The organism is Actinomadura roseirufa, assembly GCF_900659635.1.
Classification (GTDB): domain Bacteria; phylum Actinomycetota; class Actinomycetes; order Streptosporangiales; family Streptosporangiaceae; genus Spirillospora; species Spirillospora roseirufa.
This window is the reverse complement of the sequence record NZ_CAACVB010000235.1, coordinates 1-11,954: the sequence shown is the minus strand read 5'-3', so window position 1 is coordinate 11,954 and position 11,954 is coordinate 1. Positions and strand designations below refer to the sequence as shown.

The 11,954-nt window shown below is 72.4% G+C and carries 10 protein-coding genes; 9 read left to right on the top strand and 1 reads right to left on the bottom strand.

Annotation, left to right across the window (positions count from 1 at the left end; translation table 11 throughout):
- Positions 1–79: 79 nt before the first annotated feature.
- The 8 genes from E1291_RS32855 (at position 80) to E1291_RS32820 (ending at position 10,667) form a co-directional block, all read left to right on the top strand.
- Entirely contained in the window at positions 80–1,294 is a 1,215-nt protein-coding gene (locus E1291_RS32855; RefSeq protein ID WP_131741968.1) for a M20 family metallopeptidase, read from the top strand.
- Positions 1,295–1,589: 295 nt separating this feature from the next.
- Positions 1,590–2,645, top strand: coding sequence for a BMP family lipoprotein (locus tag E1291_RS32850; protein ID WP_165495392.1), 1,056 nt, complete (start codon positions 1,590–1,592; stop codon positions 2,643–2,645).
- Between the two features lie 118 nt (positions 2,646–2,763).
- Positions 2,764–4,302 carry an ABC transporter ATP-binding protein gene (locus E1291_RS32845; protein WP_131741964.1) on the top strand — a complete coding sequence of 513 codons (1,539 nt, stop codon included), beginning with the start codon at positions 2,764–2,766 and terminating at the stop codon, positions 4,300–4,302.
- Complete coding sequence (locus E1291_RS32840; protein ID WP_242614528.1) at positions 4,299–5,666, top strand: ABC transporter permease; 1,368 nt, start codon at positions 4,299–4,301, stop codon at positions 5,664–5,666. Before E1291_RS32845 ends, E1291_RS32840 begins: the two co-directional genes overlap by 4 nt.
- Positions 5,663–7,015: an ABC transporter permease gene (locus E1291_RS32835; RefSeq protein WP_131741963.1), complete on the top strand. Its 1,353-nt coding sequence runs from the start codon at positions 5,663–5,665 to the stop codon at positions 7,013–7,015. The genes E1291_RS32840 and E1291_RS32835 overlap by 4 nt, the downstream gene beginning before the upstream one ends.
- An 11-nt stretch (positions 7,016–7,026) precedes the next feature.
- Positions 7,027–7,434 (top strand): cytidine deaminase, encoded by a 408-nt coding sequence (locus E1291_RS32830; protein ID WP_131741962.1) that lies wholly within the window; start codon positions 7,027–7,029, stop codon positions 7,432–7,434.
- A gap of 9 nt (positions 7,435–7,443) precedes the next feature.
- On the top strand, positions 7,444–8,718 hold the full coding sequence (locus E1291_RS32825) for a thymidine phosphorylase (protein ID WP_131741961.1): 1,275 nt from the start codon (positions 7,444–7,446) through the stop codon (positions 8,716–8,718).
- Positions 8,719–8,840: 122 nt separating this feature from the next.
- Positions 8,841–10,667: a Xaa-Pro dipeptidyl-peptidase gene (locus E1291_RS32820; protein ID WP_242614527.1), complete on the top strand. Its 1,827-nt coding sequence runs from the start codon at positions 8,841–8,843 to the stop codon at positions 10,665–10,667.
- A 75-nt stretch (positions 10,668–10,742) separates the two neighbouring features.
- Here the strand turns inward: E1291_RS32820 and E1291_RS32815 are convergent, their stop codons facing one another.
- Entirely contained in the window at positions 10,743–11,189 is a 447-nt protein-coding gene (locus E1291_RS32815; protein ID WP_131741960.1) for a nuclear transport factor 2 family protein, read from the bottom strand.
- A gap of 81 nt (positions 11,190–11,270) precedes the next feature.
- Here E1291_RS32815 and E1291_RS32810 point away from each other — a divergent pair, with 81 nt between their 5' ends.
- On the top strand, positions 11,271–11,654 hold the full coding sequence (locus tag E1291_RS32810; RefSeq protein ID WP_131741959.1) for a winged helix-turn-helix transcriptional regulator: 384 nt from the start codon (positions 11,271–11,273) through the stop codon (positions 11,652–11,654).
- The last annotated feature ends 300 nt before the right edge of the window (positions 11,655–11,954 follow it).

Genomic DNA, 11,954 nt, shown 5'->3' with positions numbered 1-11,954 from the left:
GTCCGGCCGGGCGCCGCTCACCCCGGCCGGGGCGGGCGGGGCCGCGGCCGTCCTCGGCGGCGCGGCGCTCCAGCCGCAGCTGGAGGCGTTCCTGACCCGCCACGAGGACGCCCTCGTCGCGTTCCGGCGCGACCTGCACATGCACCCCGAGCTGGGCTACGCCGAGCACCGCACCACCGAGCGGATCGCCGCGCGGCTGCGCGAGGCGGGCCTGGAGCCGCGGATCCTCCCGAAGGGCACGGGCCTGTTCTGCGACATCGGCCCCGAGGACGGCACGACCGTCGCGCTGCGCGCCGACATCGACGCGCTGCCGCTGCAGGACGAGAAGGAGGGCGTGCCGTACCGGTCGACGGTGCCGGGCGTCGCGCACGCCTGCGGGCACGACGTCCACACCACGATGGTGCTGGGCGCCGGGCTGTTCCTGGCCCAGCAGGCGGCGGCGGGGCTGCTGCCCGGCCGCGTCCGGCTGCTGTTCCAGCCCGCCGAGGAGACCCCGGGCGGGGCGCTGGACGTGATGGCGGCCGGCGGCATCGCGGGCGTGGACCGCGCGTTCGCGCTGCACTGCGACCCGCGCATCGAGGTCGGCCAGCTCGGCCTGCGCACCGGGCCGATCACCGCGGCCTGCGACAAGGTCTATGTGAAGGTGACCGGTCCCGGCGGGCACACCGCGCGGCCGCACCTGACCGCCGACCTGGTGTACGCGCTCGCCAAGATCGTCACCGAGCTGCCCTCGGCGCTGTCGCGCCGGGTCGACCCGCGCTCCAGCCTGTCGCTGGTGTGGGGCCGGGTGTCGGCGGGCTCGGTCGCCAACGCGATCCCCGACGACGGGATCGCCGAGGGGACGGTCCGCTGCCTGGACGACGAGGCGTGGCACCGGGCGCCGGAGATGATGAAGGCGCTGCTTCAGTCGGTGGCCGCGGCCTACGACGTCGAGGCGTCGCTGGAGTACGTGCGCGGCGTCCCGCCGACCGTCAACGAGGCGACCAGCGTGCAGATGTTCCGCGACGCGGCCGCGCAGGTGATCGACGAGGAGGGAGTGGTCCCCACTCCGCAGAGTCTCGGCGGCGAGGACTTCGGCTGGTACCTGGAGTCGATCCCGGGCGCGCTGGCGCGGCTCGGGGTGCGCAAGCCGGGTTCGCCCGGCGAGTACGACCTGCACCGGGGCGACTTCGACGTCGACGAGGACTGCATCGCGGTCGGCGTGCGGGTGCTCGCCGCGACCGCGCTGACCGCGCTGTGGGAGGGCGGCCGCCCCGGCGCCGCCGAGTCCGTGGAGGGCGCCGCCCTGGCCTAGGGCCGGCTTCACGTGGTGCTCTGCCGAGCACGGTCAGGGGGCGAGCCGCCGGGCGAGTCCCCTGGGCCGGGCTTGGAATGACGCCGGCCCCCCGCCCCCGAGAACTCCCCTGAGGAATGCTCCCGCTTCGGATGGTAAGCACGCTGACCTGTGGCGTTATGCGTACTTATTGGTAACGGAGCTATTGCGAAACCGTGCAACCTGGGAGTTTCCGTCCCACCGCGATGTAGCGTCCGATCGATTTCGGTGGCCGGGCGGCCGCCGACCGTGGGTGGGGAACGGAAGGAGCGCAACGTTGCGCCGTGGACTGAAGGTTTCGCTCGTCACCGTGACGGGTGCGGCGCTGACGCTCAGCGCTTCCGGGTGCGGTGGCAAGAAGGCCGGCGGCGACGACTCCGGGGACGGCAAGAAGACCCTGAAGATCGGCCTCGCGTTCGACATCGGCGGCCGCGGTGACCAGTCGTTCAACGACTCCGCCGCGGCCGGCCTGGACCGGGCGAAGAAGGACCTCAACGTCACCACCGAGGAGATCTCCGCCAAGCCCGACGAGCCCGACTCCGACAAGGAGTCCCGGCTGCGGCTGCTGGCCAACAAGGGCTACAACCCCGTCGTCGGCGTCGGCTTCGCCTACACCGCCTCGCTGATCAAGGTCGCGAAGGACTTCCCGAAGACCCGGTTCCTCGTCGTGGACGCCGACCAGTGCAAGGTCGAGGGCCCGAACGTCAGGGGCGCGTGCTTCGCCGAGGAGCAGGGCTCCTACCTCGTCGGCGCCGCCGCCGCCCTGAAGTCCAAGTCCGGCACGATCGGGTTCATCGGCGGCGTCAACGTGCCGCTGATCACCAAGTTCCAGGCCGGGTACGAGGCGGGCGCGAAGAAGGCCAAGCCGGGCATCAAGGTGCTGCCCGCCAAGTACCTGACGCAGCCGCCGAACTTCGACGGGTTCAAGAACCCCGCGCTCGGCAACGAGGCCGCCAAGGGCCAGCTCGACGCGGGCGCCGACGTGATCTACCACGCCGCGGGCGGCGCCGGGATCGGCGTCATCAAGACCGTCGGCGCGGCCAAGAAGTGGGCCATCGGCGTCGACTCCGACCAGTACAACCAGCCCGCGGTCGCGGAGGCCAAGGAGTTCATCCTCACCTCCATGATCAAGCACGTCGACCTCGCGGTGTACGACTTCGTGGAGAGCGTCGCCAAGAACACCTTCCAGCCCGGGACGAAGCGCTACGACCTGACCAACGACGGCGTCGGCTACGCGGCGACCGGCGGGAAGGTCGACGACATCAAGGCCAAGCTGGACGAGCTGAAGGCCGAGATCGTCGCCGGCAAGATCACCGTTCCGACCAAGCCCTGACGCCGGGCCGCGGGGCCGGTCCCCGCGGCGGCGCGAGCGCGCACCGGGCGCCCCCGGCGGGGCCGCCCGGTCCGCGCGCCCGCGGGTCCAACGACGTGCGAGGCAGGAGGGGGCGCTCGTGCCCGACCAGGTGCCGGCCGTGCGGCTGACATCGATCACCAAGCGGTTCCCCGGGGTGGTGGCCAACCGCGACATCGACCTGACCATCGAGCGCGGCGAGGTGCACGCGCTGTGCGGGGAGAACGGCGCGGGCAAGTCCACGCTGATGAAGATCCTTTACGGGATGCAGCGGCCGGACGAGGGCACCATCGAGATCGACGGCGAGCAGGTCGCGTTCCGCAACCCCGCGGACGCCATCGCCCGCGGCGTCGGCATGGTGCACCAGCACTTCAAGCTGGCCGACAACCTCACCGTGCTGGAGAACGTGATCCTCGGCGCCGAGCCGCGCGGCCGGGGCCTGCGCCGCGGCCGCATCGACTTCGCCGCCGCCCGCGCGAAGATCACGGAGATGTCGGCGGCGTACGGGCTGCGCGTCGATCCCGACGTGCTCGTGGAGACGCTCGGCGTCGGCGAGCGGCAGCGCGTGGAGATCCTCAAGGTGCTGTACCGGGGCGCCCGCGTGCTGATCCTGGACGAGCCGACCGCGGTGCTCGTCCCGCAGGAGGTCGAGGAGCTGTTCGGCAACCTGCGCCACCTGCGCGCCGAGGGCCTGACGGTGCTGTTCATCTCGCACAAGCTGGACGAGGTGCTGTCGGTCGCCGACAGCATCTCGGTGATCCGGCGCGGCACGACGGTCGCGACGCGGCTCGACCCGGCGGAGGTCACCTCGCGGCGGCTGGCCGAGCTGATGGTCGGCTCGGAGCTGCCCACCCCGGAGCTGCGCGAGTCCACCGTGACCGCGGACGTCCGGCTGGAGCTCGCCGGGCTGACGGTGCTCGCGTCCGGGGGCCGTCCGGTCGTGGACGACGTCTCGCTGCGCATCCACCGCGGCGAGATCGTCGGGCTGGCCGGGGTGGAGGGCAACGGGCAGAGCGAGCTGATCGAGACGATCATGGGCATCCGGCACGCGGACGCCGGGACCGTCGCCTTCGGCGGCGACGACGTCACCCACTGGCCGACCCGGCGGCGCCGCGAGGCGGGCATCGCCTACATCCCCGAGGACCGGCACCGGCACGGGCTCGTCCTGGAGGGGACGCTCTGGGAGAACCGGATGCTGGGCCACCAGACGCGGCGGCCGAACGTCCGCGGCCCGTGGGTGGACCGGCGCGGCGCCCGCCGCGACACGACCCGGATCGTCCGCGAGTACGACGTGCGGACCCCCGGCATCGAGGTGCCCGCCGCCGCGCTGTCGGGCGGCAACCAGCAGAAGCTCATCGTCGGCCGGGAGATGTCCGGCGAGCCGCGGCTGCTGATCGCCGCGCACCCGACCCGCGGCATCGACGTCGGCGCCCAGGCCGCCATCTGGGACCACCTGCGGCGGGCCCGCGCGGACGGGCTCGCCGTCCTGCTGATCAGCGCCGACCTTGAGGAACTCATCGGAATGTCCGACACCCTGCACGTGATCCTGCGGGGCCGCCTGGTCGCGGAGGTCGATCCGCGGACCGTCACCCCGGAGGAGCTGGGCTCCGCGATGACCGGCGCCGGAGACGCGCCATGAGCCGGCCCGACGACCCCACCGGCCCCCCGGACCCCGCCGCCGCCCGTCCCCCCGGCACCCCCGAGCCGGCCAAGCCGGACCCGGCCAATCCGGACGCGAGCCAACCGGACCTGGGCAAGCCTGACGAGAGTCGGCCTGAGCCGGGAGCGAAGGGCTCCGGTCCCGCGGCGGACGCCGGCGCGGGCGCGCCGGGGGCGGAGACGGTTCCCGCGTGGAAGGCCGTGCTGCAGGGGCTCGGGCCGCGCGGGCTCGGGCTGAGGATCGGCGCGCCGCTGCTGGCGCTGGTGATCTCGCTCGGCATCACGATGATCCTGCTGCGCGTCACCGGCGCGGACCCGGCCAGCTCGATCCAGAGCATGATCGACTACGGCACCACCGACAACTCGATCGTCGACATCGTCAACCGGGCCACCCGCTACTACCTGTCGGCGGTCGCGGTCGCGATCGGCTTCCGGATGGCGCTGCTGAACATCGGCGTGGACGGCCAGTACCGGCTCGCCGCGATGCTGTCGGCGGCGCTCGGCGGCGCGCTGACGCTGCCCGCGCCGTTCGGCCAGCTGCTGGTGATCGTGGCGGCGATGCTGATCGGCGGGCTGTGGGCCGCGATCGCGGGCGTGCTCAAGGTGACCCGCGGGGTCAGCGAGGTGCTGTCCACGATCATGCTGAACGCGATCGCGACCGGGCTGATCGCCTATCTGCTGAACGACGACCGGCTGGCGGAGGTCAGGCCGGGCAGCAACAACGTCGCGACGCCGCGGATCCCCGGCGACGGGCGGGTCGGGTCGCTGAACGGGTTCCTGTCCTCGCTCGGCCTCGACCTGCCCGGCCGGGTGTACGGGCTGCTGCCGCTCGCGATCGTCGTCGGCGTCGTGTTCTGGGTGGTCGTCAACCACACCCGGTTCGGCTTCGACCTGAAGGTGTCCGGGCTGTCTCCGACGGCCGCGCAGGCCAGCGGCGTCAGCGCCAAGCGCATGATCGTCATCACGATGGTGGCGTCCGGCGCGGTGGCGGGCCTCATCGGGATGCCCGAGCTGCTCGGCGCGTCCTACGAGTACTCGCTGAACTTCCCGGCGGGCCTCGGCTTCACCGGCATCACGGTCGCGCTGCTCGGCCGCAACCATCCGGTGGGGATCGCGCTGGCCGCGCTGCTGTTCGCGTTCCTCGACCAGACCTCCGACGTGCTCCAGGAGGTCGACGTGCCCAAGGAGATCGTCGGGGTGATGCAGGGCGTGGTCGTGCTGACCGTCGTCATCGTCTACGAACTGGTCCGGCGCTGGGAGATCCGGCTGCAGCAGCGGGCCGTGGCCGACGAGCTGGCCACCGGCCACGACCTGGCCCGCGGGGCCGCGGGGAGCGCGTCATGACGGCGACCGAGACGGCGGCCGCGACGCCCGCCGCGACCGGCGGGCGGGCGCTGCGCGTGCCGCACCTGCTGCTGATCGCCGCCGCGCTGCTGGTGCTGCTGTCGCTCGTCCGGCTGATCGACGACGCCGACGACGTGACCTCCAGCGGGACGGTCGGCGCCGCGCTGCGGCTGGCCGTGCCCATCTTCCTGGCCGGGCTCGGCGGGCTGTGGTCGGAGCGCTCCGGCGTGATCAACATCGGGCTCGAGGGCATGATGATCCTCGGCACCTGGACCGGCGCGTGGGCCGGCTACCAGTGGGGCCCGTGGATCGGCGTGCTGTTCGGCGTCCTCGGCGGCGCGCTCGGCGGGCTGCTGCACGCCGTCGCGACCGTCACGTTCGGGGTCGACCACATCGTCTCCGGTGTCGCGATCAACATCCTCGGGCTCGGGCTCACCCAGTTCCTCGCCGGGCTGATCTTCAACACCGGGCACGCGAAGGCGCTCGGCGGCGGCCCCCGGCAGTCCCCGCCGATCGACTCGATCACGACGCTGACGCTGCCGGTGCTGTCCGGCGGCGAGATCGGCGGCTGGACGAGCCCCGACTGGCTCGGCACGCTGGAGCGCCACCACTGGTTCCTCGTCTCGGACGTGGCGGGCGTGCTGCGCGGCCTGACCGCCGGGATGTCGCTGCTGACGCTGGTGGCGCTGCTGCTGGTCCCGGCGAGCTTCTTCGTCCTGTGGCGGACGCCGTTCGGGCTGCGGATCCGCTCCTGCGGCGAGGACCCGTACGCGGCCGAGTCGCTCGGCGTGCCCGTCTACCGGATGAAGTACGCGGCCGTGATCATCTCCGGCGGGTTCTCCGGCCTCGCGGGCGCGTTCCTGGTCACCGTGGCCGCGCCGCTCTACCAGGACGGCCAGACCGGCGGCCGCGGCTTCATCGGCCTGGCCGCGATGATCTTCGGTAACTGGCGGCCCGGCGGCCTGGCCGCGGGCTCGCTGCTGTTCGGCTACACCGACGCGATGAACGTGCGCGGCGGCGGCCAGTCGGTGCACGCGCTGCTGCTGTTCGTGGCCGTCCTGCTGGTCGCGGTGGCGGGCCGGCAGGCGGTGCGCGGCGGCCGGCTGCGGCCGCGGATCGTCACCGACCTCGGCCGCCGCGAGGTCCGCGACGCCTACCTCGGCGCCGCGCTGGCGGCGGTGTCGGCCGCGGGCCTGCTCGCCTGGTTCCTGCTGAGCGACGCCGTCCCGGGCGAGCTGGTGTCCTTCGCCCCGCACCTGACGACGCTGCTGGTGCTGACGCTGGCGAGCCAGCGGCTCCGCATGCCCGCCGCCGACGGCGTCCGGTACCGCCGGGGCGAGGCGCGTTAGATCATGGACGCATGACCGACATCGACTGGCCGGCCCTGCGCGCCGCCGCGCGGGAGGCGATGGAGCGGGCCTACGCGCCCTACTCCGGCTTCCCCGTCGGCGCCGCCGCCCTGGTGGACGACGGCCGGGTGATCACCGGCTGCAACGTGGAGAACGCCTCGTACGGGCTCGCCCTGTGCGCCGAGTGCGCGGTGGTGTCCGCGCTGCACGGGCCCGGCAAGTCCGCGCGCCCGCGGCTGCTGGCCCTGGCGGTGGTCGACCGGCACGGGAACCCGCTGATGCCGTGCGGCCGGTGCCGCCAGCTGCTGTGGGAGCACGGCGGCGCGGCGATGCTGCTGGAGACCGTCCGCGGCGTCCGGCCGATGTCGGACGTGCTGCCGGACGCGTTCGGCCCCGATGACCTGATCGAACGAGCCTGAGAGGACCCCGTGGACGCCATCGACGTCATCCGCGCCAAACGCGACGGCGGGACGCTGACCCCCGCGCAGATCGACTGGGTGGTCGACGCCTACACGCGCGGCGCGATCGCCGAGGAGCAGATGTCCGCCCTCGCGATGGCGATCCTGCTGAACGGGATGTCGCGCCCCGAGGTCGCCCGCTGGACCGACGCGATGATCCGTTCGGGCGAGCGGATGGACTGGTCGGCGCTGGACCGGCCGACCACCGACAAGCACTCCACCGGCGGCGTCGGCGACAAGATCACGCTGCCGCTGGCGCCGCTGGTGGCCGCGTGCGGCGCCGCCGTCCCGCAGCTGTCGGGCCGCGGCCTCGGGCACACCGGCGGCACGCTGGACAAGCTGGAGTCCATCCCCGGCTGGCGGGCGTCGCTGTCGTCCGCCGAGATGCTGGACGTGCTCGCCGCGAACGGCGCGGTCGTCTGCGCGGCGGGCGGCGGGCTGGCCCCGGCCGACCGCAGGCTGTACGCGTTGCGGGACGTCACGGGGACCGTGGAGTCGATCCCGCTGATCGCGTCCTCGATCATGTCCAAGAAGATCGCGGAGGGCACCGGCGCGCTCGTCCTGGACGTGAAGGTCGGCTCGGGCGCGTTCATGAAGACGGCGGCCGACGCCCGCGAGCTGGCCGAGACCATGGTCGCGATCGGCGCCGACCACGGGCTGCGGACCGTGGCGCTGCTCACCGCGATGGACCGCCCGCTCGGCCACGCGGTCGGCAACGCCCTGGAGGTGGCCGAGTCGGTCGAGGTGCTGTCCGGTGGCGGCCCGGCCGACGTGGTCGAGCTGACCGTGACGCTCGCCCGCGAGATGCTCGCCGCCGCGGGCGTCACCGGCACGGATCCGGCCGACGCGCTCAAGGACGGCTCCGCGCTCGACGTCTGGCGCCGGATGATCTCCGCGCAGGGCGGTGACCCGGACGCGCCGCTGCCCCGCGCCGCCGAGACGCACGAGGTCACCGCGCCGTCCTCCGGCGTGCTGACGACCCTCGACGCCTACGGCGTGGGCGTGGCGGCCTGGCGGCTCGGCGCGGGCAGGGCCCGCAAGGAGGACCCCGTCTCCGCCGGCGCGGGCGTCGTCTGCCACGTCCGGCCGGGCGACCGGGTCCGGGCCGGGCAGCCGCTGCTGACCCTGCACGCCGACGACGCGTCACGGTTCGACCGCGCTCTGGAGGCGCTGGACGGCGCGTACACGATCACGGAGAGTGGCGTTCCCGCGCTGCTACCGTTGGTGATCGACCGGATCGCATGAACAGATCTGTTTGTTAAGAATTACCGTTGACGTGGCTTATGCGTGGCCTGGGAAGCTGATCGCGTTTCACTCAGCTTCGAGGAGCAACGTTGCTACTCTCACGACTACTGCCCGTAGCCGCGGTGGTGGGTCTGACCGGTCTGGTGGCCGGTGTCATGCCCGCGAACGCCGACACGGAGCGTCCCCACGTCGTCGTCAAGGACGGCAAGACCCAGCCGACGTTCTCCTACAAGGACGCCATCCGCGAGAAGGTGTTCGTCGAGACGGGCGTGGACAGCGACGGGGACGGCAAGCGCGACCGCGTCTCGGTGTTCATCACCCGCCCCAAGGAGACGAACGGCGACCTCAAGGTCGCCTCCATCATCGAGGGCAGCCCCTACTACGCCGGGCTCCAGGACCCGCCCTACCACCCGGCGGACGTCACCGACTACCCGCGGCTGGCCCCGTGGCCCGTCCCGACCGCCCCGCCCGGCCAGGCGAACTACGCCTTCCCCTACTACGACAATTACTTCGTGTCGCGCGGCTACGCCGTCCTCTCCGCCGACACCCTCGGCACCGGTGACTCCGACGGCTGCCCGACCGCCGTCGGCCGCAACGAGGCCAACGGGATGAAGTCCGTCGTCCAGTGGCTCACCGGGCGCGCCACCGCCTACGACGCCGAGGGCAAGAAGGTCACCGCGGGCTGGTCGACCGGCAACGTCGCCATGGCCGGCAAGTCCTACGACGGCACCCTGCCGCTCGCCGCCGCCGCGACCGGCGTCAAGGGCCTGAAGACCGTCGTGTCCATCTCCGGCGTCTCGAACTGGTACGACGAGTACCGCGCCAACGGCGGCGTGGTCGCCCCCGACGGCTGGGAGGGCGAGGACCTCGACCTGCACGCCAAGGCCGTCCTCTCCCGCAAGAACCCCCAGGTGTGCGAGTCGGTCATCCGCCAGCTTGAGAAGCGGATGGACCGTGTCACCGGCGACTACAACCGCACCTGGGACGAGCGGAACTTCGCCAAGACGGCACCGAACTGGAAGGCCAGCGTCTTCGTGGCGAGCGGCCTCGCCGACTGGAACGTCAAGCCGATCCAGATGTCCCAGCTCTGGGAGGGCCTGAAGAAGGCCGGCGTCGCCCGCAAGCTGTGGATCCACCAGGCGGCCCACGACGAGCCCCTGGACGTCCGTCAGGGAGCCTGGCTCGAAGCCCTGAACCTCTGGTTCGCCCACGAGCTCTACAGCGTGCCCAACGACATCACCCGCCAGCCCAAGGTGGACCTGGAGCGCACCCCCGGCCAGTGGGAGACGCACCAGGACTGGCCTGACGCGTCCGCCCGCCCGGTGGAGCTCGGCCTGTCGACCGGAGCCCTCGGCAAGCGCGGCGAAGGCACCGACAGCCTCGTGGACGACCCGTCCCGCAAGGCCGAGGACCTCGCCGCCAACGAGGACAAGCCCGACCCCAACCGCCTGGTGTACCTCACGCCGAAGCTGGACAAGGCCACCAAGCTCAGCGGCACCGCGAAGATCAAGGTCCGCGCGTCCATCGACGGCAAGTCCCCGTACCTGTCGGCCCTCCTGGTCGACTACGGCACCGACGAGCGCATCTCCGGCTTCAGCCCGGTGGTGCCGACCCAGAAGTGGTGCTACGGCGACTCCATCCCCGGCAACGAGGGCTGCCGCACCGTCCGCAAGTACACCACCGCGGTCACCCCCTTCAAGATCGTGACCCGTGGCTGGATGGACGTCCGCAACCGCAACTCCATCTCCGTCACCGAGCCCATCAAGGCCGGTAAGGACTACACGTTCAGCTGGCCGCTGCAGCCGTACGACTACGTCTTCAAGCCCGGCCACCGGATCGGCCTGCTGCTCCTGGCCACCGACCACGCCTACACGCTCCGCTACCCGGCGGGCACCAAGGTCAATGTCGACTTGTCCGGCAGCAGCCTGACCCTTCCCCTCACGAAGTAGCACCTCCCGGAAGGCCCCGCCCACGCGCGGCGGGGCCTTCCTCTTTCCGGTGCCTTGCTCTCTCTGGCGCGGCGCTCAGCCCAGGACCACGGCGGTATCGCCGTCGCTCCACATGCTGGTCAAGGAGCGGTGGGTGAACCGCCAGCCGTCGGCCGTGCGGTGCAGGCGGTCGGCGTACCGTCCCGCGCCGAGGTACTTGCGGCCGTCCTTGGCCACGTGCTGGGCCTGGACGTAGCACGCGTGCTCGGCCTCGTCGCCGTCCACCCGCACCGTGTGGTTGCCGAAGAGGTGCTGGGTGACCGCCAGGGGACGCAACGCCGCCGCGATCCGCGCGACGATCGCCTCCGGGCCGGTCAGCCGCTCGCCGCCGCCGGTGTACTCCCAGGTCGCGTCCTCGGTGAACAGGGACGCCAGGGCCGTCCAGTCCTTCGTGTCGAGGGCGGTGGCGTAGCCGCCGACCACGTCCAGGATCTCGGCGCGGTCGGTGAGCCGGCGGATCGCCGGTTCGTCGTTCAGGGGCATGCGAGGGCCTTTCCGGTGGTTGTGCGGGGACATCGGCTCCATGGTCGGCGCCTCGGCGACCGGACGGAAGAAGGCATTTTCATGTACCAGCGTTACAGCGATGTGACGGACCGGGTCGGCCAGGCGTGCCCGGTCGCGGCGGTTCTGGACCGCGTCGCCGGTAAATGGGGCATCGGGATCCTGATGGCGCTGGGAGAACGCCCGGTGCGCTTCACCGAGCTGGAACGCGCGATCACCGGGATCAGCCGCCGCATGCTCACCCTGAAACTGCGCGGGCTGGAGCGCGACGGCCTGCTCGTCCGCACCGTCCACCCCACGGTGCCACCGAAAGTCGAATACACGCTCTCGCCCAGCGGCCACGAACTCCGCGCGGCGTTGCTGGCCCTTTCCGGCTGGGCCGGACGCCATTCCGCGACGGTGGCCGCCGCCCAGGCGGAGTACGACCGGGAGAACGCCCGCCGGTGAAGAGCCGCGCCCCCGCGCCGGCCGGGTTAGGTTCGCCCCGCCGCGGTCCTCGCGCTGGCCGCGCTCTTCTGCCTCGCGTTCACCACGGCCCGGGCCGGGCCGGAGGACTCCGCCTGGGGCGCGGGCGCAACTTGCCAAGGGGCCGTCCCAGCGGAAGTCGGCGGCGCGCCAGTTAGCGTCCACGGAAGTGGTGTATGGGGTCTGTGTGACCTTCTGCCGGGTTTTGGCCTGTGTGGGCGTGTCACCGTGACATGAGGACGGCCACCTCGTGATCCTTCGAGTCGACCAAGAGCACGAAGG